The sequence below is a fragment of the Paenibacillus solani genome (assembly GCF_050475945.1).
Taxonomy (GTDB): domain Bacteria; phylum Bacillota; class Bacilli; order Paenibacillales; family Paenibacillaceae; genus Paenibacillus_AQ; species Paenibacillus_AQ solani_A.
In genome coordinates this window covers 141,986-165,364 of sequence record NZ_JBCMXJ010000021.1, presented here as the reverse complement: position 1 = coordinate 165,364, position 23,379 = coordinate 141,986, and the positions used below count along the sequence as shown (strand labels likewise).

The window sequence follows — 23,379 nt, the reverse complement described above, 5'->3', positions numbered from 1 at the left end:
TACTTTGAGGGGATAATACCAAAACACGGGCTTTTTTTGTTTGTTTATTGGATCGAATCATAATCGGAATTTTTCTGCCGAAAAAACTTGAAAGTGACGTAGCGTCATCATGTATAGTGAAGACATAACATACGAAGCAGAAAGCAGGTGTTCCCATCGATTCCGATTCATGAATTATCAAAACAAACAGGCATCACAGTGCGAACCTTACGTTATTATGACCAAATTGGGCTCCTCGTTCCAGCTGCCAAAACACCTGGCAAACAGCGGATTTATAGTGATGAAGAATTAATAAAACTGCAGCAAATACAGTTTCTGAAGAAGCTTGGCTTCAGTTTGCGAGAAATAGCGGATATGATGTCGGACCAGGAATGGAACTGGTCTGCCAGTTTAATGAACCAATTGGATTATGTACAGAATGAACAGAACAAGCTGGTACAAATGGAAGCCGCAATTCGATCTGTCCTGCATAGCATTGCTATCGAGGGGGAGACAAGCTGGAGCGTGATTCAGAAGCTGATCCAGCTCTCTGGAAAAGATCCAGCGCTGAAGCAGTCATTTCGGCAACAAATGTTTGAAAAGCGAGAAGCGGACATGCTGGGTCTTCTGCCCAGTATGAACAGCACGGACCCCGACTCCCTGGAGTGGATCGCTTTGCTTGGACAGCTTAAGCAGCGAATGGATGGCGGACCCGGATCACCTGAAGTACAAAGAATCATACACCGAATGGATGAAAAACGCTTGGAGCAATTTGAGGATGAAGACGCCTTTATCGATAAATTGTGGGAAATCCGTAAATCACCCGACAAGTCTGAAGAGATGGGGTTGTATCCGATTGAACCGGAATTAATTCGATTCATGGAGCATGCCTATGAGATTTATGCATCGAGGAAGGAAGAACAATCCCAGGCAGGGAGGGAGACAACATGACGTTGGAACTGCTGCTTTCCATTGGGGCTTTGTCGCTTCTCGACACGCTAAGTCCTGCAACGCTCGGTGTTACGGTGTATTTGCTATTAACGGGGAAGGAGCGCTTGATCTTACGATTATTTGTCTATCTGTCAACGGTGGCGGGATTCTATTTCCTGGTTGGCATCGCGCTGATGCTTGGCATGGATGCGTTATTGCAATCCTTGAATGCGATCTTCCAAAACCGTACGGTAAGCTGGATCATGGCGATTGTTGGCGGTGTTCTCTTTGTTGCCAGTTTCTTTGTACCAACGAAGACAACATCTGAGCTGCGTCGTCCCAAGTCACAAAGATTGGGAGCCATGGTTGGTTTGGGTTTGACTACTTCACTACTAGAGGTAGCAACGGCGCTTCCTTATTTTGCCGCGATCGGGCTTATGACTACTGCTCACTTAAGCATGTTCCAATGGATACCTCTTCTTGCAGCATATAATGTTGTAATGGTGCTTCCTCCACTTATATTGCTTGGATTACATCTCGTATTTGGACGTATTATGCAGAAACCGTTGGAGAGGCTGCGCATAAAAATCGCCCAAAGTTCCGGTTCAGTCCTATCCTGGGTCATGTGCATAGCCGGAGTGATTCTGGTGCTAAACAGCATCGATAACTTGTGACAAACCGAGCCTATCATCACTGAGCTTATTTCAATCAGAGCTTTCGGTCAGGGATGGACAACTATGGTATTAACAGAGATCCTATATTCAGGGAATATAGGATCGAAGGTTTGTGCTCGGTGCTATCCAAATTTACTTAATGGCATTAATGATAAATGCGATTAATGTTGTGAAAAACCGCGTATTATCACAGTCTATCCTGTAGTCTTCTAATAGTTATCTAGACATTCACCAGTTTAGCTATAGCTTTAGGCTATCACTGGATATAGCTTATATGAGTTACACGCTCCTTCGTCATCCGTGATATCTTTCTTGTAACAATATGTATAGGAGTGTTACATAGATGACGAGAAGCAGTGTATTGGGATACCCGCGTATTGGTGCGGATCGGGAATGGAAAAAAGCCTTGGAAGCGTTTTGGGCTGGCAAGCTGGAGGAGCCGGAATTTCATCAGAAACTGCAAGAAATTCGTCTGAATCATTTGCGCAAGCAGCAGCAGATTGGAATTGACCTGATCGCAGTCAATGATTTCAGTTACTACGATCATGTACTGGATACGGCGACGATGTTCGGAATTGTTCCAGAGCGATTCCATTATAATGGCGGAGCTGTTCCATTATCTGTTTACTATGGTATTGCCCGTGGAACGAAGGATGCACCGGCAAGTGAAATGACCAAATGGTTCAACACGAATTACCATTATATCGTGCCTGAATTGGATGGAGCGAACCCTGTGCTTACGGAGAACCGTCCGCTAACAGCATATCGGGAGGCCAAGGAAAAGCTCGGGATTGAGGGTAAGCCGGTTATTGTGGGTCCGTTAACCTTCCTGAAATTGTCCAAAGGTTACCAAGCCTCAGAAACAGATGCTTGGCTGGATAAATTGCTGCCGCTCTACGTTCAAGTGTTACAAGAACTTGCTCATGAAGGGGTACAATGGGTACAGATCGACGAGCCAATCCTTGTAACCAAGTTAAGCGATGCGGATCTTAAGCGTTTATCGAGAATCTATGAAACGTTTGCCGCGTCGGCTCCTGGTTTGAATATCATGCTCCAAACTTATTTTGAATCCATAGAAAACTACCAGGATATCATTCAGCTTCCTGTGAGCGGCATCGGGCTTGATTTCGTACATGGATTCACCGGCAATATTGAAGCCATTAAAGAAGCTGGATTTCCAGCGAATAAAGTACTGGGAGCAGGCATAATTGATGGACGCGGGATCTGGAAGGCGCCGCTCCGCGAGAAACTGTCCCAACTGGAAGAACTGAAGAAGTACGTGGCCGCTGAACGCATAATTGTACAATCTTCATGCAGCTTATTGCATGTTCCGGTGACGGTGAGCAATGAGACAAAACTGCTGCCTGAACTTAAGGGCGCTCTTGCTTTCGCAGACGAGAAGCTGACTGAACTGGTCCTTCTCACAAGAGCCATCGCTACAGGCACGGATCGTATCGCGAAGGAATTGGAACAATGTGATCTTGCGCTTCAGGCTCTTGAGCAATCTGAAGTACGAAATCGACATGATATTCAGCAAGCTGTTGCCGAGGTAAGTGCGCAGGAGCCAGCTCGCAGCCTTCCATTCTCGGAGCGTCATGTTGCACAGCAGAACAAATGGCAGCTGCCGATTTTCCCAACTACAACCATTGGCAGCTTCCCTCAGTCGGCAGAGGTGCGTAAAGCACGGCAGTCATGGCGTAAAGGTGAGTGGGATGATGAGCGGTATGAGCGCTTTATTCAGGATCAGATTGATATCTGGATCAAGCTGCAGGAAGAGATCGGCCTTGACGTACTGGTACACGGCGAATTTGAGAGAACGGATATGGTAGAGTTTTTCGGCGAGAAGCTGGGCGGCTTTGCCTTCACTCAATATGGATGGGTTCAGTCTTATGGCTCCCGCTGTGTAAAACCTCCTGTTATTTACGGGGATGTTACCTTCGATAAACCGATGACGGTGGAAGAAACAAAATACGCTCAGTCGAAGACAAATCATCCTGTTAAAGGGATGCTGACCGGCCCTATCACGATCATGAACTGGTCGTTCGTCCGTGAGGATATTACGCGGGAGAAGATCGCATATCAACTGGCCTATGCGCTCAGACAAGAAGTGGAAGCATTAGAGCAGGCAGGCATCGGAATGATTCAAGTAGATGAGCCTGCAGTACGCGAAGGACTCCCGCTGAAGGAAGAAGATCAAGCAGAATATCTTAAATGGGCTGTCAAAGCTTTCCGTATGACTACGTGCACAGTTCAACCGACCACGCAAATTCATACGCATATGTGTTATTGCGAATTCCATGATATGATCGATTCGATTGAGGCGATGGATGCCGACGTTATTTCGATTGAAACATCACGGAGTCATGGCGAGCTGATTCATAGCTTTGAAGTCAATACGTACGAACTGGGAATCGGACTAGGCGTGTACGATATCCACAGTCCGCGGGTTCCGCATGTGGAAGAGATGACAAGCATGATCGAGCGCGCCCTGCGTGTGCTGGATCCGAAGCTGTTCTGGATCAACCCGGACTGCGGTCTCAAGACACGCGGGCAGGAAGAGACTGTCGCTTCTCTTCGCAACATGGTTCAAGCGACGGAGATCGCCCGCTCGAAATATGCGTTAAACGTATAACAACATTAACACTGTGAAATGATGGGTATCATTCTTGAGTTGGGCAGGCTGCTTCGGCAGCCTGCTTCTTTTTGTATTAGGTTCGCAAACTCCAAATTTAGGATTGACAGTTCAATACATTAGATGTTAGATTATCCAGCAATCAAACCTAGAGTTAATATAAATGGAGGGAACTTTTGGGATGAGCAATGGAGGGAATTATGCCACATAGGTTTATAAGAAAGTTCAATTTCCTTAGGTCTTCAGGAGGGAATCGCGATGAGTGACAGGTCATGGCGAGTCTTTTTTAGAGTCGTTGCATTAATTATTATAACTGGAGTGGTCTATTCATTGGTTCAATCCAGCACTTCTTTTAAAGAGCTGATGAAGGATCAGGTTTATGATACAGAGAAGATTAGTTTTATAAAAATTGATAAAATGGACAGTTCATATGGTGAAAATAGTGTGGAAATTACCGACCCGGCAACTATAGATCGAATTATTAATAGCTTCTCTAATGCGAAGTTGTGGAAAACTGAAAATTATGGAAGAGGTACGGAGTACATGATATGGGTTAATGTCGAGTACACCCCCTTCGCCATATATTTTACAGAACCGAATATTATCAAGATATCTCCGAATAGAAGATCTCATAAGAAATACTCTTGGAGGTACAGGATCACTAATGGCTATGACATGTCAATCATTAATGATCTCTTTAAGGAAAAGTAGAGGAGATTCGCACTTCAGGGTGTTATTTATAAGGGAGCCGCGCCCATCGCGGTTTTTTTTGTGCTCATATGGACTCTGCCATAAATTTGATACGGTTTTTCCGAATAATGTCCGCTTTTCGTTTGCTGCATGGTTATATAGGTATCCAAGTTTTCTAGAGAGGAGGGGAAGCGTCATCAACACTGAAACGATTGAAAAATATGTAGGGCAGATTCAGGAAGGGCATGCAGAGGCATTTATTCCTATCGTAAGTGAGTACCAGCGCCAAATGTATATTTATTGCTGCCGACTTCTGGGTAGCGAACAGGAAGCGGAGGACGCCGTGCAGGAAATCTTCTTGAAGGCATATAAATCGATCACAAAGTATAAGCCTTCGGTCAGCTTTAACGCATGGTTATATAAGATCGCTTACCATTATTGTCTGAATGTAATTCACCGACGGCAATTATCGCAGAAGTTCGGGAGATTGTGGAAAGGACAGATTTTCGCCGAGAGTGCAGAGCAGGAGTATTTAAGAGGGACATTCAGCGAACCGCTAATGAGAGCCCTTGTGAATCTTACGGTACAGGACAGAAGCTTATTGATTCTGTATGCATTTCACGACAAGACGTATGCAGAAATAGGCGAAATAACAGGAAAGTCATCGGAAGCCATCCGTAAAAAGATAACCCGAATCAGAATGAAGCTGAAGAATGCCATGAATAAATGGAAGGAGGAAGAACAATGGGAAACATCGTTGATCCAATCGAAGAGTTGAGGCAGCAATCTGTACCGGACAGTCATTTTCGTGATGTGGAGTTTGTTTCAAGAGTCAGACAACATATTGAGGAGGAGCAGCGTAATAGACGCTCAGGACTCCGATCTTTCAAGCGTAAAACCGTAATGTCTATCATGATTTCCTCTGTATTACTAGTCTCGTTCACTGCATATGCAGCAACAGGGCATATACAAATTTTTAATAGCAAAGGGGAAATTGTTCTAAAAACAGCCGATCCGTCGTCAGGGCTGCCAGCCAAACTGAGTAATCTACTGGAGGAATACAGGACGAAGGTAAAATCCATGCTGAAGCCCGGAGAGCTGGCTGCATATTACATCAAGGATGATTACATTAATAAGGACAACGGGTACGATACGGCGAATCCTATAAAATTTGAATATCAACCGATAGCCTATCGTTCATATGATGATTTCCAAAAAGAGCGTGTTCGTACTTCGGCACCCATTCTAGAGGTACCCGGTTATCTTCCCAATGGTGTGAAATTCGCTTACGGTCAAGTATTTCCTTATGGGCCGGCACCTTCTGGAGAAACGGATCGTGTGAAACACTTAGAATTAGAACAAAAATTGTTTAATCAGGCCAAACTGTCCAACAGTGGTGAGAAGCTGTTTGTAGAGAAACTGGATTGGTCGAAGGCCTTCAACTCCATTATATACTTATCCGATGGCAAGAGCAGCACAGCTATATCGATCATGGCGGGGTATGGTCAAAGTGCAAGCTTAACGAAGTCTCTGAATGCATCCTCAGAGAAAATACAGCTAAAACATGTCGAGGCCATTTACCTCCATGATGATTCAGATGGAGACAAGATCAGTTGGTATGATAGTAAACGAAATACCGTATATACCATTATGGTAAATGTAAAAGGACTAATGACTAAGAATGACCTGAAGGCAATGGCAGAGAGTATGATTATTGACTAAGTAAGAGAACAGACAGCAGGCTGCCAAGGGGCAGCCTGCTTCTTAGTGTCGAAACAGAACTGAACAGAAACAACAAAAAATAGAATTGACAGCCCATAACAGAGATGTTAAGTTATCCGAAAAATAGTGCGTGCTTCTCTAACTAAGATAAGACTTCTCGATCGCGCTGATTGTGCAATTATCTTAAAGCTAATCATGGAGGGGAAGAAGTGGTGGATTATACGGAACCGGATTTTTCACGATGTGCGGTTATTACCATCGATACGCAGAACGATTTTAGTCTGCCTGGCGCGATTGCAGAAATAAGGGGAACGCATGAAGTTTTACCACAAATGAAACGTATTCTGGAGGCAGCAAGAAAGAGCCACATTCCTATTCTGCACGTGGTCCGGATCTATAAGGAAGACGGGTCGAATGCCGATATATGCCGCAAGGCCTTGATCGAATCGGGCGCACAGATTGTTAGTCCCGGCTCGTCAGGTGCCGAGTTGGTTGATTCCATCAAGCCTTCTTCAGACGTAATCTTAAGTCATGAGGAGCTTCTAAACGGTAAGATGCAACCCCTCGGTGATTTAGAATGGGCGATGTATAAACCAAGATGGGGCGCATTCTATCAAACCGATCTGGAAGATTTCTTACGAGGTAAAGGAATCGATTCACTGGTGTTCATCGGTTGCAATTTCCCGAATTGTCCAAGAGCGAGCATGGTACAAGCAAGTGAACGTGATTTTAAGGTCGTTATGATTGAAGACGCCATCTCGGGCGTTTATCCGCAGGGGATCGAGGAACTCGTCCGTATCGGTGTAAAAACCTATACCACCGAACAAGTTATTTCACAATTTAACGGATAGTTTGATGACAAAATGAATGCCTGGATTATACATAAGGGGGGGAGTGAAATCATGAAGGAGAAGGTCATGGAAGCCTATGATAAGCTGGCTGGAGACTACGAACGACATGTGGATTCACAGAGTGGGCATAATGCATTTTATGAGAGACCGGCTATGCTCAGCATGCTGCCTTCAGATCTTAAGCAGATGACTGTACTGGATGCAGGATGTGCCGCAGGGTGGTATACGGAGCAATTTATTCAACGAGGAGCCCAAGTGACGGCAATTGATCTCAGCCCCGCGATGATTGAGGCCTGTAAGAGACGTGTGGGCAACAAAGCAACTATATTTGCATGCGATATGAATGAGGAGCTGCCATTTGATGATGAGACGTTTGACCTGATCGTCAGCTCATTGACTCTTCATTACATTGAGGATTGGACTCCAACCTTTCGAGAGTTTCAGCGAGTGCTGAAGCGTGAAGGAAGCTTGATCTTCTCCGTTCATCACCCATTTATGGATTTTAAACATTTTGATCGCCATAACTACTTCGCCCGTGAGTTATTGTCGGAGACGTGGAACAAACCGGAATCCGGACCTGTCGAGGTTACTTTCTATAGAAGGCCGATACAAGAAATCATTAACGTAACTTCCTCCAAGTTTAACATCGAACAAATCGTTGAGCCGCAGCCCAGTAGAGTGCATAAGGATAGCCCGGAGGCGAAGGAATGGATGGCAAAATGGTATGATCGACTGATGACAAACCCTCATTTCTTAATCGTGAAGGCCCGGAAATCCATCGATTGAGATTCCAGACATGAGAGGGTGTGTTATATTCTATCATTCAGTCTGCAGGAGAACACAGTAAGGGAGATTACGAAGAGCAACCTTCTTGCAAAAGCATATAAGGAAACTGCGAACATCGCAGTTTCCTTTTTTAGTTTGGAGGGGAGTCTGATGGGCATCTGACCATACCGACGATTAAGTGCACGACAGATCTAGGATTGTTCCGACAGTTCCGCTATGGTAACATCGGATTAAGAGTCGATCGGAGTCATAAACGATCCACCATTAGCAGATATGGAGTCTACACTATGGGAACACCTTACTCCGCGACCATCACGTTTATTGTCACAGCAGGTGTATTAAACATTATTCTGGGAATATATGCACTGTCCGGACGTTCGAGAGTTATAACCGTCAAAAGCTTTATCGTCTTCTGTATGCTGGCTGCAATCTATACCTTTGGTGCCGCACTGGAACTGTCCAGCAGCACTATCCAAGAGATTCGTTTCTGGATAAAGTTTGAGTATTTGGGCATGCCATTTCTGCCACCTCTTAATTTGATTATTATCTTGTCATATCTTGGCATGGAGCGATATTTGAAGCGCAAACTGCTCATTGCGATGTTTGCTATTCCTTTCGTGACCCTTCTACTTGTGCTGACAAATGAATGGCATCATTTCTATTACCGTAACATCGTGCTTAATATAGGCGCAGCAGGCCAGCGGGTTGATATCCTTATCGGTCCCTGGTATATCATCCAAGGGGCTTATACCTTTGCTTGTATGGTTGGTGGAGCCATTCTGCTTGTGCGGAGTTTGCGCAGGATGCCATCTTACCGGTTTAAGCTTGTTATTATGTTGACTGGTTTGATCCTGCCTCTTATTGGTGATTTTCTGTATTTATGGGGACTAACTCCTAACGGAATGGATCCGATTCCTGTCATCATGATTCTTACTTCCTCGCTTTATCTATGGGCGCTCACTGCCAAAGGCTTGTTTCATGTTGTTCCCATTGCACGAGATAGCCTCTTTACGAGCATGAGAGATGGTGTTCTTATACTCGATCTGGACAATAAATTGATTGATTATAATCCAGCCGCAGCAGCTATGCTGCCTGAACTCCATCCTTCAGTTATAGGAGAACCCTTGGAAGCCTTATGGCAGCATCATTCAAGCCAGTCCATTTACACGATGGAGGAACGTACGGGAATGAAAGCGGAAGACGCGGACATTCAAGAAATTCGGTGGCGACTGAGAGACCAATCGCTTAATTATCAGATTAGGTCCTCCGTTATACGGAATCAGGGAGGACATGAAGCCGGACGATTAGTTGTACTGATTGATGTTACAGAAAAGACACGCCTCCAGGAGGAGTTACGCCAGCTGGCATATTATGATGGCCTGACACGAATATATAACCGCACCCACTTCATGAATCTCAGCTATAGTCTTCTAGGCCAAGCTATTCGGGATCATAAACCTGTGTCATTTCTATTATTTGATATTGATCATTTCAAACGGATTAATGACGATTTTGGTCATGACTTTGGCGATCAAGCACTCCTGCATGTTGTTGAGTTATCCCGTAATACGCTTCGTGCGGAGGATCTGTTCGCTCGTTATGGCGGGGAAGAGTTCGTCATCGCCCTACCAGGCTTAACGTTGTTAGAAGCTGAAGAGGCAGCAGAGCGTATACGTTTTGCGCTGTTATCGCAGCCTATGGTCACTTCACTGGGACCTGTTCGAGTTACAGCCAGCTTCGGCGTCGTTTCGGTGGGTTCAAGTTATTACTATAAGTTTGATGCCAAGCAATGGGAATGGGATATAGAACTGAAGAGAATTTTAAGATCTGCGGACCAGGCGCTCTATGAGGCTAAACGATCCGGCCGTAATACAATCAGAGTGTCGGAAGAGGAAGTATCACCTGATTCTTATGAGACAACCCGTGAAACATAGTGGAGTTTATGTGTATAATAGCATTTAGTTAGACCATATCAGCAATGCGATACATCACAATAAAGGGGAGAATTCCAAATGCAATGGAATGAAATTACGACACTAGAAGAATGGGATGCAATTTTGAACAAATCCTCAGAACGAGGCCAAGTCATTTTGAAGCACAGCACGACATGCCCGGTAAGTGCCAATGCTCTGGCAGAGTTTGAAGCTTACTTAGCTAAGACAGCAAACGGCGAGGTAGATTACACACTAGTGAAAGTCATTGAATCCCGCCCGGTCTCCAATAAAATTGCCGAAGATTTGAATGTGAAACATGAGTCGCCGCAAATTATTTATGTGAAGGATAAGAGTAAGTATTGGACAGCTTCACACTGGGCGGTTACGACAGAACATATCTCAGCGGTCTTGGACTAGAACCCGGCAAAGGTATGTTAAGGTAAGGTGCGATCATGAGGGAGATGGAAGAACTAACATCCACTGAAGCCATAGAACAGTTCATTGCAAACCATCCATTGAGCTTCTTATATGTGTCCAGGCAGGATTGCAGCGTATGCCATGCGATCTTACCTAAATTAAGAGAGTTGCTAGAACGTTTTCCTTCCATATCATTGGGACATATACAGGCGGAAGCCGTGGGCGAGATTGCATCGAAATATTTGATTTTCACTGCACCAACCCTCCTCTTTTTCATTGAGGGAAAAGAAATGCTGAGAGAGGATCGTTTTGTACAGCTTGGCGTGTTGGAACGAAAACTGGAGAATCTGATCGAGCTTCTTAGCTAGGTATCTATATAACGCTATGAAACACAAAGGCGATATTCCGAAGTCACTTGACTTTTCGGAAGATCGCCTTTTTCATTTTATGGATTCATTCCCTTTAGGAAGAAGTTTTATTGCGCGCATTAGAACTGAGACGATGAATTTGCTCATCCAAAACTGCGCTTGCCTTACCCAAGAACTGTGTAATGAGCTCCAGTTCTTCTTCCGAATAGGATGAAGCCAGATCGATCATGGAAGCATGAAGTGGAAGGTACGTGCTGCTGACTTCTTCTTTATTCTCGTACAAAGGAACAATGATGACTTTACGGCGGTCATTGGGGTCGTTCTCTCGGCGAACATATCCGTTTTTTTCAAGACGGTCGATCAATGCAGTGACACTGCCTGTTGTAAGTCCGGTTAGTTTTGAGAGTTCACCGGCCGTAATGGGGCCTTTCTCATGCAGGATATCTATGGAAATAAAGTCATTATTGTATAAACCCAGAGAGGAAGCTACATGCTGCTGGTACAATACTGTTCGGGTCCCAAGCCCTCGCATGCGCAAGGTGAAATTTTCCTGCTGTTCTGTTGGTTGATCCTTTCCATTGCTTGACAAAAGACTAACCTCCTTTTAAGATATTAATATCTTGATAACTGAGATATTTAATCATAAAGATAATTGATGATCGTGTTAATAGATCGAATACATTCTATCGGAATTTCTGCAGATTTGCAAAGAGGATAAACAATTACTTCTCTGCGCACCGCAGACTTCTAAACAACATTCATATTTTTGCAGATACATTCATTTGGATTAGGAGGGCTTTCCTGTGAAAGATACCATTATTATTAAAGGTGCGCGGGAGAATAATTTAAAGAATATCTCGCTTTCGATTCCCAAGTACAAGTTGGTCGTTCTGACGGGTCCATCAGGTTCAGGTAAATCAACATTGGCGATGGAGACGCTCCAGCGGGAATGTCAGAGACAGTACATGGAATCCATGGGAATGGCATCGGACTCGATCAGTAAGCCGAAGGTTGATTCTATAGAAGGATTGTCTCCTTCCATCAGCGTCGGACAGCATGTCACCAACCGTAATCCGCGTTCAACGGTAGGAACCGTAACCGATTTATATACTTATGTTCGTTTTATCTTTTCCAGATTGGGAGAACGGACTTGCCCACATTGCAGGGCCAAGATTGCCCCTTCTTTTGAACCGATAAATATGCTTGTGGAGGAAGACGAACCCGTAGAGCAACAAACCATGGACTGTCCAAATTGTGGAACAGAGCTTGAGAAGCTGGGTATGTCACACTTTTCATTTAACAAGCCGGAAGGAGCCTGCCAAACTTGCAGCGGGCTTGGTCATGCAGTCAGCATCGATGAAGATGCAGTTTTTAATCAAGAGCTCAGCATTCGAGAGGGAGGAGTTGCTTCTCTGAATGGAGTCCACCGAGATATTCAAATTCGTATTTTAGTAGCTGCTGGCAAGCACTTTGGATTTGGTTTTGACCCGGATCTTCCATTGAAAGACTACAATGATGTTCAGCGTGACCTGCTGTACCACGGTGTAGAGAGTGAGGCATTTAAGCGACATTATCCGCAAATGAAAGCTGTTCAAGGCACTAAATTTGAAGGTATCATCCCGGGTTTGTGGCGGCGTTACAAGGAGAAAGAAGAGGCCGGTAATCAGGAGAAAGAAGGGGGCTTTTTCCGTGAGCAGCTTTGTCCGGTATGCCTGGGTACACGCTTGAAGAAGGAGGTTGCACAGGTTCTAATAAATGGCTCATCGATTTCAGAGGTAGCGGAGTGGTCTTTAAGCCAAATGTTCGAGTGGATGAACGGACTTCAGGATTCAATCTCATCCGATGGTCTGCATCTGTTGGAGCCCATCCTGGATGATATGCCTGTTCGACTAAAACGGATCATGGATGTAGGGCTCGGCTATCTCTCGATGAACCGGCAGACCGTAACACTTTCGGGTGGAGAAGCACAGCGGCTGCGCCTTGCATCACTGCTCGGATCCGGTTTGACCGGGGTTCTGTATATTCTGGACGAGCCAACAACAGGATTACATCCACGGGATACCCTTGGACTTATCCGTGTACTTGAGGAACTTCGCGATCTTGGAAACACAGTGCTCGTGATCGAGCATGATGTTGAAATGATGCGTGCTGCTGATCATGTGATTGATATCGGTCCTGGTGCTGGAATATTTGGTGGGGCTGTAGTAGGGGAAGGAAGCCTGGACGACTTGATGACAAGCGAGCATTCGATAACTGGTGCCTATTTAAGGGATGAAGGGATGGCTGTTTCCAGCCGTATTCGACGGAAGGGGAATAGTCAGCATATTACGATTCGAGAAGCGAAGTTTCGGAATATTGATATTCCTGTTGTTTCTTTTCCACTTGGCAAACTGGTTTCCGTAACGGGGGTTTCGGGTTCTGGAAAATCAACATTAGTATTCGATATTCTTGCTCAAGAAAGCACTAAAGGGGTTATACCGACAGGATGTAAGGAAATATCCGGCTTGGATCAAGTGGGTAATATCGTTATTTTTGATCAAACACCGATAGGCCGAATGCAGCGTTCTAATGTTGCGACCTATACAGATGTATTTACTCACTGGCGGCAGATGTTCGCCAGCTTTCCGGAAGCCAAGGAAAGAAAATTAACGTCCAAGCATTTCTCTTTCAACACATCGGGAGGACGCTGCGAGACTTGCCAAGGGCTAGGAACGCTATCACTTGATATGAACTTCATGCCTGATCTGGAAGTGAGATGTCCGGACTGTAAGGGAAGAAGGTTTAACGAAGATGTTTTGCAGGTTCAGTATAAAGGTTTGTCTATTTCAGATCTGCTGAATTTGTCCGTGCAGGAAAGTCTCACCATCTTTGAGTCAGAAAAAAAAGTTGCAGCTATCATCGAGATGATGTGCGAGGTCGGATTGGGTTATCTGAAATGGGGACAGTCGGTCAAAACCTTGTCTGGCGGAGAAGGACAGCGTATCAGGCTGGCTAAAGAATTAAGTAAACCATCGAAGAACCATACGCTATACTTGCTGGATGAGCCAACAACAGGACTTCATCCATCAGATATCAAGCAGCTTCATATCCTACTTGATAAATTAGTGGAGACAGGAAATACGGTTGTTGTGGTTGAGCATAGTCTGGAGCTAATACGGGAATCTGACTGGGTTATCGATATTGGACCGGATGGTGGTGCAGCTGGTGGCAGATTAGTTGCTGAGGGGACTCCGGAGCAGATAGCAAAAGTACCGACCTCTTACACAGGCATGTTCCTGTAACACCGAGACAGGTCATATGGAAGGAAACCGCGAAAATCGCGGTTTTTTTGCTTGCAGAAAAACTGTACACAAAAGGAAGAATTTTAGAATAGGGGAACAAAAAAATTCAAATATTTGTCGAAAAATGGAACCTTGATTGCATATGAAAATTACTAAAGCATTAAAAAATGATGCATAAAAGCCGATCTATTAATAGTACAAAAGATGTCCTTATTATATAAGCAGGATTCAATAAGACCAAATTTCGCATAACAAAACGTTTGCGTGAACAACAAATAATATGGAAGGATTCACGTGATTCTTTACATATGAACATTGCTGAAAAATGTAATAAATTCATGAAAAGAACCAGAAATATATTTGATGTTCCTGAAAGTGGGTGATGCGATACGCTTGATAATGGAGGTACCAGTATTTGGTGAGTACATAATAGATATATAAAGGAGAGACACCAATTGAGCAACTCAAAAGCGTTCTCAAAGAGAATGCCATTTAAAAATCTTAGTATTGTTACAAGAAATATGATGTGGACGAGTCTTTATATCTTCATCACGGGTGCTGTTGTGATTGGATCAAGCTTCTATATCCAGGACAGCGTGCTGACAAAGCAGCTGCAGTCTGATTCCGGAAGTATTATGGAGACCTTGGTTAAATCCGTTTCGGTTAAAGACGCAGAAGAGGTAACAAAGACCACTGACCGGGAAGCCGATATCCAGAAAAAATTAACCAACATATTTGATGAATTATCCGTTCATTATCCAAATATTGCTCAAGGGTATATTTTTGGACCGGAGCTTGTAGATGGCTACAAAACTTCGATTGTCGCCATGCCTACGGCGGTGCTTGATATGTTTGCCGAAGAAAATCTGAATCTGGGCGATCTGTATGAGCAGCCTAAGATTCATGCGGATGCCGTCCGTGAGATGCTGAAATCGAAAGAATTAGTCTTTACCAAAGCTTATAAAGACAATTATGGTACCTGGATCACAGTACTGCATCCTTTTATTGATGCAAAGGGCGATATTTTCGCTTATATGGGTATCGATGTGGACGCAAGTTTGATCGCTACCGGTAAAACAGAGTTAATTAAACAAACAGTCGTTGCCCTATTGATTACTCTGGTGATCGTACTATTACTTCAGTACTTCACGATAAGACGAACATTCGCACCGATCAAAGCGCTGATGGGAGCTCTGGACAAGCTCAGCAAAGGTGACTTCACGGTTCAATTAAAAGCTGGCGAAGATGAGCTGGGACAAGTCAGTGCCAAATTTAACACAACAGTCCATAACATCAATGAGCTTGTCACAACGATCAAATCGGTATCAGAGCAATCCGCTGATCAGTCCAAATTTCTCTTCTCTACTGTGGAAGTCAATAATAACAAATCTTCAGCGATTACTAAGAATATGGAAGAAATGTCGGATCGAGTCGCCTTACAGAGTACATCGATTACCGAAAGTGTAGTTTCACTTGAGGAGATCTCCTCAGGCGTATCGACGATTGCAGGCAATACCTCGGATCTATCTGAAATATCGATACAGATGAAGGAACAATCGGAACGAGGTAACCAAAATGTAGAGCAGGTTATCCAGCAGATGCATTCGATTGATCACTCCGTCAAAAACTCGGTGGATATTATCGAGAAGCTGCAGAACCGCTCAAACGAGATTGGTCAGATTGTACAGGTTATTACTGACATTGCCACCCAGACAAATCTGTTATCACTTAATGCGGGGATCGAGGCGGCAAGAGCGGGTGAAGAGGGACGCGGCTTTGCAGTCGTAGCCAGCGAAGTGAAGAAACTATCGGAGGAATCCAGGCATTCCGCTGACCAGATTATTGAATTAGTTCGTTATATACAGGATGAAACGGCGCTTGCAGTAGAAGCCATTAGCGAAGGGGAACACAATGTCGCCAAGGGAATTGAGGTTGTAAAGGAAACGGGTGAGCTGTTTAAAGGGATGCTGTCAGCTACCGATACGGTGACCAGTCAAATCCAAGAGGTCTCTGCAGCAACCCAACAGATGGTTGCCGAGACGGAGCAGATTACTGCTGCAATTAAACAACTGGCCGAGCTGGCAGAGCGGAACTCCACTGTGTCAGGAGAAATCCGAATCAGTGCCCAGGAACAGCAGGCTTCTTTCGCTAAAATCTTTGAATCTGCAGAACAGATCAGTCAGGTTTCTGCTGAACTGGAAACCCTTGTGAATAAATTGCAAGTATAAAACTGAAAAAAGAAAAAGTAGAGATATAAGATGGAGCTGAAACCTTTGAATACAACGTTGATGATCGAACAAGGCAAAGAATATTGGTTGAAAGAGCTGCAGCAACCTTTACCGGGATTCTATCTGTACACTGATGGTCCAGCGCATCACCAGCATCAGGAACTAGATCATATGGTGATAAACCTTCATATCGCTACCGACAAGATGAAACGGTTCCGCGATTCATATAACATCAAAGCATGGATGTTGACAAACTATATGGTATTACTATACCGAATGACTCATGATGCCGATTTGCTGATCGGAGTGAATAATGAGAAGGGGAGTTTGCTTCCGTTAAGGGTTTATTTAAACGGGAATGATTCATTCACTCAGCTTTATAAACAGATTTCAGCTAAACTGGAGCTTATCGAAGCAAGTCGTCTTTCACTTGGAGATGTGGAAGAGTTACTCGGTCAAACCATCACAGTGCAAACAATCTATGGACTTAATGGGAATGGTTATGATTATAATGCCAGCTGGTTAAACTGGGTCATTCAAGAAGAGAAGCGAGACCACTGGACACTCCATGTCTCTTATAATCGTTCCCTATATAATGAGGGGACAATCGAGAAATTCAGCAGGCATTTTGAGCAGCTTGCCTTGGATGCTCTGGAACATATGGACATCCCAATTGGCCGATTATCGATGATGACAGATGAGGATCTGGATGCCTACGCTATTCTCAATGATACGAAGCGAGAACTTCCGCAAGATCCAACGATTGTTGCGATGTTCGGCTCGGTTGTGGCGCGCTTCCCGAACCAAATTGCACTCTCATCTGATCAGAAGCAAATCACATATAAACAGCTTGACGGTTTGTCAAACCAAATTTCACATATGCTGCTAGCCCAAGGACTTCGTAAGGGGCAGTTCGTGTCCATATTTATGGACCGAGGTCTAGATACGATTATCAGTATGCTAGGTGTACTCAAAGCCGGCGGTGCCTACATCCCAATGGATCCCTCACATCCGGATGATAGAAATGCTTATATTATTGAGGATACGAAATCGGCTATTATTCTTACACATCCGAATTACACAGCGAAGTTGGATGGATTATTGGCTGGTTTTCATACAAAGCCTGAATATTTCTGTCTTAATGACCAGATTCATTCCTATCCGACTGATCATTGCGGTGTAAGCGTTGAAGCTGAGGATTTGGCTTACATTATCTACACTTCCGGATCTACGGGTAAACCGAAAGGTGCGTTGATTGCCCATCAAGGCGTCGTGAATCTGGCATTGGCCAATCAGAAGAAGTTAGAGATGAGTGAGCAGGATATTATTCTTCAATATTCCACGTTCAGCTTTGATGCATCGGTTTACGATATATTCGGATCGCTGGCTTGCGGCTCAAGGCTGCACCTTCTATCGGATGATCAGCGTTTCTCCATCGACGCCTTTACACAAGCAGTGGTTGAAACCAATGCTACTCGTATTGCGATACTGCCTACCGTGTTCTTTAATCAGTTGGCTGCACATTTGCCGGTAGAAGATACCCACAAATATCGTGATATCAAGACGATCGTCGTCGGCGGGGAGGCACTGGCCGGAGAAACCGTTCGTATGTTCCAGAAGAAACTGAAGTTTCCTATCGTAAATCTATATGGACCTACTGAAACGACGGTGGTCGCCACAGGGCATGTTGTGGATTATGAGCTGCCGGATGATCTGGCCACTGTGTATATTGGGACACCATTTGATAATTATGAACTGTATATCGTGAATGAGCAGAATGAATTATGCCCAACATGCGTTACTGGAGAGCTGTTGATCTGCTCGGTTGGGGTAGCCAAAGGGTATCTGAATCAGCCGGACAAAACGAAGGAAGCCTTCATCCAGGATCCCGTCACACCAGAATCGGGGAAGCAGTTTTATCGTTCCGGAGATTTGGTTCGCCTCCTGCCGAATGGGCAAGTGGAATACCGAGGTAGAAAAGATTCGCAAGTGAAGATTCGGGGATTCCGAATCGAGATTGGAGAAATTGAAGATAATCTAGCGAAGCATAACGATGTTAAGGATATTGCGGTTATTCCGAGAACGGACGAGAACGGGACCAAAATACTGGCCGCTTTTTACACTACGAATAACGGGCAAGCTGCTTCCACTAAAGAACTTGCGCAGTTCTTGAGTCAGAAGGTGCCAAGTTACATGGTTCCTAAATATATATGTTTCATCGAAGAGATGCCATTATCACCTACTGGTAAGATTGACCGAAAAAAGCTTGCATTATTCGAGTTATCGTTGGAACTGGAAGAAGACGATACCCATTATGTAGCACCGGTTAATGAAATCCAGATGGACGTGAGCAACGCATGGGAAACATCACTAGGACTATCTAAAATCGGAATTCACGACGATTTCTTTGAAATAGGCGGTTATTCCTTGAAAATTCTTGAGATTCTAGTGCTCCTTAAGCCGCGTTATCCCCAGCTCAAGATCAATGACTTCTTTGTATATCCGACTATCGCGAAGTTAGCGGAGAGAGTAGAGGAATTGGGACAACAAGGAACTCATGCGGATCATATAGAGGATAAGGATCTTCCAATACAAGAGTTGGCTGAGTATCCGATTTCTTTTCCTATCCGCGAAGTTTCTGGACAACCGCGCTATGCTCAGCAGCATGTTTTACTAACCGGAGCTACGGGATACTTGGGATCGCATCTGCTGTATGAATTGCTGCAACAATCGACTGCCACCGTATATTGCCTGGTTCGTCCATCACAGCACATGAAGCCGTATGCTCGGCTTGAGCAGATTATGGTAGGTTATTTCGGAGTTGATGTTACATCTTTGATGGATAAGCGAGTGTTCGCAATTCAGGGAGATTTGGAGCAGGAGCATCTGGGGCTTGGAGTAGAGGAGCGTACAATGCTTGAAGAGCGTATCGACTCTATCATTCATTGTGGAGCAGAAGTGAAGCATTTTGGCGATTCCGACTATTTTGCTAGAGTCAATGTAGAGAGTACGGACCGCTTGTTGGCTTTGGCCCAGACCAGACCGCATATTCGGTTCCACTTCATTTCTACGCTTGGTATCCCAGAAGATCTGGCATTGGGCGGTCAATGGGATTCGATCGTTGCTGGCACCGGATATGAAGGATCATCCATCGAGAATGTCTACACGAACAGTAAGCTGGAGGCGGAGAAGCTCGTCATCAAAGCCGGTACTGAAAAGGGCATTCCAACATCGGTTTACCGCGTCGGAAATTTGTCATGTAACTCGAAGAACGGTATATTTCAACGCAACATAGACAATAACGCCTTTTACCGGATGTTAAAAGCGATGCTGCTCCTGAAGACTGCGCCTGATGTAAAATGGGAAGTGGATATTACGCCGATTAATTATGCCGGAGAAGCAATTACCGCATTGCTGCTTCAGGAAGAAACGGTAGGGCGGGTATTCCATATATGCAACCCGGTCGCCATTTCCTATGAAGACATGGTGGGGTATTTTAAAGACCAAGGATATGACATATCATTGGTGGATTGGAAGGAATATGAGGCGTGGCTATTGGATCCGCATCAGCCGAAGAACAAGGAAGGCCTGGAGCTGGCAATGGCGCAGTTTGAAGGCGACGGTGCTAAAAATTCCATTTATCGGTATACTTGTCCGCAAACATCGGCATTCCTGCAGTATACAGGAGTGGAATGTGCTATACCGGACAAGGCATTTTTTGAAAAAATGATCGAATATGCCGTGAGTATTGGGTATTTCGTTAAGCCTGAATAATCAAGCAAAAAACCGCGAATCGTTTTCGCGGTTTTTTGTTTTTGTAGTTATGTGTTACGGCAAGGCGAGAAAGAAGTATTTATGCACAGGAAGATAGGGGACTAGATTATTCATACGAAACGCGTGGAGGTTCGTTGGTTCCTTGTGTGCGAGGCGGTAGGTTTATAAGGTTGTTGATAAACAGGAAAATATGTGGCGGAATGTCTTTCTCTTGTACAAGACTAAGAACAATACAAGCAGGTTATCATAAGACAAAAGGAGTGTATGACGAATGAAACTGCTTGTGAAATTGTTGGTGCATGGTATCTTGATCACTTCCCTGCTCGTAGCACTTTCCAATGCTACCTTTACAGGAGCATTATTGACGGCATTAGGAATTGGCATTGTTGCTTATCTGGTGGGGGATTTGTTTATTTTGCCTCGTACCAGCAATATGTTCGCCACGATAGCAGATGGTATTTTGGTATTTGTCATGCTATGGGTTATCAGAGCGGTTACAAACTGGACTGTTGATTTCCCTGAAATTTTTATGTTAGCTGTATTTGCCGGAAGTTTTGAATACTTGTTTCATATGTGGCTCAGAGGCGAGAATTTGTTTGGAAAACGACAACGTGCCTCGTGAAAAAGATATTGAATTGCGGAACTATTGGTGTATCCAGTCATAACTCAAGCTGTTTGAAGCTTACGTAGTTTGATCCTGTCCAACATATACAGAATCCTTATGGGGACTGTACCATACCATCCTGTCTATTCTGGTCAAATATTTTTTCGGGTGGTATCCGGCTCCCCGTCCGCCGCAAGTAGATAGATATCCTCTATTTAAATGTATCGGAGACTGGCACTGCTGAATGGCATGAAGGTCAATAAACTTAGCCCTATTGCTCTATAGAACCAATAGGGCTAAGTTCTTTATCAGGAGTTTAAGGCTTCGCGTTCTTCCAATAAGTATACGCATGTACCAGGTTTCCTGCATATGAAGGTGAATCTTTCAATAAATCAGGCAGCTTGGCGAGTTCTTGCTCCATATAGGCAGCTCCTTCTTCATAGAAGGTGATATGGTCGCCTTCGTAGCTGGCTTTGATCTCTACTGATAGCTGAATCGGCTTGCCAAGCTCATCTGCAAATGCAATCTCTTCCTTGGATACTCCGACAATCCCGTTAGAACCTGCCGCAACATCCCGAAAAGCCATAAGAGAAACATGGTCCATTCGTTGAATCATCCACTTGCTAAGAGACATCTGTTCACCGGGTATGTTGTACTTATCCAGCCAAACGGCCATGTCCATGCTGGCTTCCAGGTTGGAATCCTTCTTCAATTCGGTAACGAATGCATCCAGATTCGCAGTCCATTCCGTAATAACCTGCTGTGTATTTTCATGCCAAGCTGGCAGCACATAAGGCTCAATATCCAGGTGTACGCCGTGAAAACGGGCTTGTCCTTCCACAGCACGATTATAGTCCTTCACGTATTGGATAAGCCGCATCATTCTTGGCCGATTCTCTTCTAGCGCCCAGATCGGATGCCCGCCCATAGCATGAACCTCGATTCCTGCCGCGGCCGCTTGCTTAACAAACGATGAGTACGAAGTAAATGGCTGCTCAAGGTCCAGTCTTACATATAGCCAGTTCAACTTTTTTTCTTTAGCAAACGCAAGAATTTCCTGGCTATTATGAATCACTTCAGACGCTTCCCATATATAGGTGCCTCTAACGATGGGATCTCGATTTACGGGATCCGCATCGGGCACCCGCCCGTCTTGTCCCGGATCAGGTTCCGGTTCAGGGTTAGGGGAGGGGGGAGTTGGTTCGTTGCTGTCAGGCGGTGCCATTTCATCATTAGTCATGCTCTGCCAATTGGAAATATCGTGAATGGCAATCCCGGCAAAAGATGCATAGGATCCGAGTGTGCTAGCCAGATGGTCCAGTTTCCGATCCATCTGTTCTTTGCTTTGTCCATAAAAGCTGGTGTGAGACTCACCGGGCATTTCTTTGGTATTCACACCAATCATTATATGCTTTCCAAGCCTGTCGGCTAGCTCCAGTTCATTACGGGTCAGATCAAGGATGCCATGCTCGGATTCCACCTCATTCCGATAAGCCATAATGGTGACCTGGTCAAATGTTCGGATCAGCCACTCATCGAGGCTCTGTCCATTCGTCAATGTATACGAATCAAACCAGAAAGGGATATCAATTCCGAGTTCCAGTCGGCTGCCGGATACCCGGCTTAGGAACATGTTCAGATTCTGCTCCCAGCTGGCAATGATCTTCTCATGATCCGTCTCCCATTGGTTCAGAACATAGGGCTCGATATCCAGATGAATTCCGTCAAATCTTGCATCAGCCGAAACCTTGTCATTATAATCGTTTACCCAATCAGCGAGACCGAGCATATCATCGGCATGTTTGGTAAGAGCCCATCCAGGGTCTCCTCCCAAGGCATGCACTGCGATTTGAGCTTCATGTGCACGCCGTATAAACGCTTCGTATGTGTCTGATGACATCTGACGATCAATCTGCAAGTAAATCAGGTTAATCCCTTCTTCACGCGAGAAACCAAGCAGTTCTTCGCCGCCATCTTGAATCAGATTGGTCTGCCATATCCAGGTTGCTTTTTTTAAAGCACTATCGCCATAAGCCGGAGTTTGAAGCCCCACCAGAAGCACAACAACCAATAGGCAGGCTAGCTTCTGGTAACCTTTCATTTTCATGTTTTCCCTCCATTTCTCTGTGAGAACTCCTTGTATTCTCCATTCTCTATTTAGTAAACGGGGCTATTATAGCATTGATGTTTCGAAAAATGATGAGGCCATATTCTTAGAAGACAGACTATAATCGCTGAACCGAACAGTTGATCCGTATAGAAGGAACTACTTAATAATTACAAAATAATGGATAAATCATATAATTTCTAATAATTAGCATAAAATAAGGCGAATTACTCAGGAAAAAAGAAGCGATTCTCCTACACATATGACCCAGTTTCCCTATTTTAAAATGGAATTAGCGTATCAGGGCCAATAGGGAAAATCACATTTTTTAGACCGGTAATTTCAACCATATTTATCGGACTACAACGTAAAGTCATGGGTGTGCAGGCTTGGATATAATTA

The 23,379-nt window shown here is 44.6% G+C and carries 17 protein-coding genes; 15 read left to right on the top strand and 2 right to left on the bottom strand.

What is annotated here, in order from left to right; genetic code table 11:
• Window positions 1-147: 147 nt before the first annotated feature.
• The 11 genes from ABEQ74_RS26700 to ABEQ74_RS26650 all read left to right on the top strand — a co-directional run bounded on the left by ABEQ74_RS26700 (window position 148) and on the right by ABEQ74_RS26650 (window position 10,983).
• Window positions 148-930, top strand: coding sequence for a MerR family transcriptional regulator (locus tag ABEQ74_RS26700; RefSeq protein WP_430125263.1), 783 nt, complete (start codon window positions 148-150; stop codon window positions 928-930).
• The gene (locus ABEQ74_RS26695) at window positions 927-1,583 is read left to right on the top strand and encodes a GAP family protein (protein WP_430125262.1); all 657 of its coding nucleotides are present in this window, start codon (window positions 927-929) and stop codon (window positions 1,581-1,583) included. Before ABEQ74_RS26700 ends, ABEQ74_RS26695 begins: the two co-directional genes overlap by 4 nt.
• A 343-nt stretch (window positions 1,584-1,926) precedes the next feature.
• Window positions 1,927-4,215, top strand: coding sequence for a 5-methyltetrahydropteroyltriglutamate--homocysteine S-methyltransferase (gene metE, locus ABEQ74_RS26690; RefSeq protein WP_430125261.1), 2,289 nt, complete (start codon window positions 1,927-1,929; stop codon window positions 4,213-4,215).
• A gap of 258 nt (window positions 4,216-4,473) precedes the next feature.
• The gene (locus tag ABEQ74_RS26685) at window positions 4,474-4,926 is read left to right on the top strand and encodes a hypothetical protein (RefSeq protein WP_430125260.1); all 453 of its coding nucleotides are present in this window, start codon (window positions 4,474-4,476) and stop codon (window positions 4,924-4,926) included.
• 19 nt (window positions 4,927-4,945) lie between these two features.
• Window positions 4,946-5,683 carry an RNA polymerase sigma factor gene (locus ABEQ74_RS26680; protein ID WP_430125259.1) on the top strand — a complete coding sequence of 246 codons (738 nt, stop codon included), beginning with the start codon at window positions 4,946-4,948 and terminating at the stop codon, window positions 5,681-5,683.
• Window positions 5,650-6,627, top strand: a complete 978-nt coding sequence (locus tag ABEQ74_RS26675; protein WP_430125258.1) for a hypothetical protein — start codon at window positions 5,650-5,652, stop codon at window positions 6,625-6,627. Before ABEQ74_RS26680 ends, ABEQ74_RS26675 begins: the two co-directional genes overlap by 34 nt.
• 212 nt (window positions 6,628-6,839) lie before the next feature.
• A complete protein-coding gene (locus tag ABEQ74_RS26670) occupies window positions 6,840-7,478 on the top strand; it encodes a cysteine hydrolase family protein (protein WP_430125257.1) in 639 nt (212 codons plus the stop codon).
• Between the two features lie 51 nt (window positions 7,479-7,529).
• Window positions 7,530-8,264: a class I SAM-dependent methyltransferase gene (locus ABEQ74_RS26665; RefSeq protein WP_430125256.1), complete on the top strand. Its 735-nt coding sequence runs from the start codon at window positions 7,530-7,532 to the stop codon at window positions 8,262-8,264.
• Between the two features lie 287 nt (window positions 8,265-8,551).
• Window positions 8,552-10,198: a histidine kinase N-terminal 7TM domain-containing diguanylate cyclase gene (locus ABEQ74_RS26660; RefSeq protein ID WP_430125255.1), complete on the top strand. Its 1,647-nt coding sequence runs from the start codon at window positions 8,552-8,554 to the stop codon at window positions 10,196-10,198.
• Between the two features lie 78 nt (window positions 10,199-10,276).
• Complete coding sequence (ytxJ, locus tag ABEQ74_RS26655; protein WP_430125254.1) at window positions 10,277-10,615, top strand: bacillithiol system redox-active protein YtxJ; 339 nt, start codon at window positions 10,277-10,279, stop codon at window positions 10,613-10,615.
• Window positions 10,616-10,650: 35 nt separating this feature from the next.
• The gene (locus ABEQ74_RS26650) at window positions 10,651-10,983 is read left to right on the top strand and encodes a thioredoxin family protein (protein ID WP_430125253.1); all 333 of its coding nucleotides are present in this window, start codon (window positions 10,651-10,653) and stop codon (window positions 10,981-10,983) included.
• Window positions 10,984-11,077: 94 nt separating this feature from the next.
• On the opposite strand, the gene ABEQ74_RS26645 is transcribed toward ABEQ74_RS26650, so the two are convergent.
• The gene (locus ABEQ74_RS26645; protein WP_430125266.1) at window positions 11,078-11,515 is read right to left on the bottom strand and encodes a MarR family winged helix-turn-helix transcriptional regulator; all 438 of its coding nucleotides are present in this window, start codon (window positions 11,513-11,515) and stop codon (window positions 11,078-11,080) included.
• Between the two features lie 271 nt (window positions 11,516-11,786).
• Here ABEQ74_RS26645 and uvrA point away from each other — a divergent pair, with 271 nt between their 5' ends.
• The 4 genes from uvrA (at window position 11,787) to ABEQ74_RS26625 (ending at window position 20,888) form a co-directional block, all read left to right on the top strand.
• Entirely contained in the window at window positions 11,787-14,264 is a 2,478-nt protein-coding gene (gene uvrA / locus ABEQ74_RS26640) for an excinuclease ABC subunit UvrA (RefSeq protein WP_430125252.1), read from the top strand.
• A gap of 455 nt (window positions 14,265-14,719) precedes the next feature.
• Window positions 14,720-16,492 carry a methyl-accepting chemotaxis protein gene (locus ABEQ74_RS26635; RefSeq protein ID WP_430125251.1) on the top strand — a complete coding sequence of 591 codons (1,773 nt, stop codon included), beginning with the start codon at window positions 14,720-14,722 and terminating at the stop codon, window positions 16,490-16,492.
• A 45-nt stretch (window positions 16,493-16,537) separates the two neighbouring features.
• Complete coding sequence (locus ABEQ74_RS26630; RefSeq protein ID WP_430125250.1) at window positions 16,538-20,266, top strand: amino acid adenylation domain-containing protein; 3,729 nt, start codon at window positions 16,538-16,540, stop codon at window positions 20,264-20,266.
• Between the two features lie 271 nt (window positions 20,267-20,537).
• A complete protein-coding gene (locus ABEQ74_RS26625) occupies window positions 20,538-20,888 on the top strand; it encodes a DUF2512 family protein (protein ID WP_430125249.1) in 351 nt (116 codons plus the stop codon).
• Between the two features lie 298 nt (window positions 20,889-21,186).
• Here ABEQ74_RS26625 and ABEQ74_RS26620 read toward each other — a convergent pair whose 3' ends face one another.
• On the bottom strand, window positions 21,187-22,977 hold the full coding sequence (locus tag ABEQ74_RS26620) for a hypothetical protein (RefSeq protein WP_430125248.1): 1,791 nt from the start codon (window positions 22,975-22,977) through the stop codon (window positions 21,187-21,189).
• Window positions 22,978-23,379: the final 402 nt, after the last annotated feature.

What these genes read in the sequence shown, in the direction of transcription:
- ABEQ74_RS26625 (WP_430125249.1), top strand. Translation starts at nt 20,538, where the DNA reads ATGAAACTGCTTGTGAAATTGTTGGTGCATGGTATCTTGATCACTTCC.
- ABEQ74_RS26620 (WP_430125248.1), bottom strand. Translation starts at nt 22,977, where the DNA reads ATGAAAATGAAAGGTTACCAGAAGCTAGCCTGCCTATTGGTTGTTGTG.
- metE (WP_430125261.1), top strand. Translation starts at nt 1,927, where the DNA reads ATGACGAGAAGCAGTGTATTGGGATACCCGCGTATTGGTGCGGATCGG.
- ABEQ74_RS26685 (WP_430125260.1), top strand. Translation starts at nt 4,474, where the DNA reads ATGAGTGACAGGTCATGGCGAGTCTTTTTTAGAGTCGTTGCATTAATT.
- ABEQ74_RS26650 (WP_430125253.1), top strand. Translation starts at nt 10,651, where the DNA reads ATGAGGGAGATGGAAGAACTAACATCCACTGAAGCCATAGAACAGTTC.
- ABEQ74_RS26660 (WP_430125255.1), top strand. Translation starts at nt 8,552, where the DNA reads ATGGGAACACCTTACTCCGCGACCATCACGTTTATTGTCACAGCAGGT.
- ABEQ74_RS26665 (WP_430125256.1), top strand. Translation starts at nt 7,530, where the DNA reads ATGAAGGAGAAGGTCATGGAAGCCTATGATAAGCTGGCTGGAGACTAC.
- ABEQ74_RS26695 (WP_430125262.1), top strand. Translation starts at nt 927, where the DNA reads ATGACGTTGGAACTGCTGCTTTCCATTGGGGCTTTGTCGCTTCTCGAC.
- ytxJ (WP_430125254.1), top strand. Translation starts at nt 10,277, where the DNA reads ATGCAATGGAATGAAATTACGACACTAGAAGAATGGGATGCAATTTTG.
- ABEQ74_RS26645 (WP_430125266.1), bottom strand. Translation starts at nt 11,515, where the DNA reads ATGCGAGGGCTTGGGACCCGAACAGTATTGTACCAGCAGCATGTAGCT.
- ABEQ74_RS26675 (WP_430125258.1), top strand. Translation starts at nt 5,650, where the DNA reads ATGGGAAACATCGTTGATCCAATCGAAGAGTTGAGGCAGCAATCTGTA.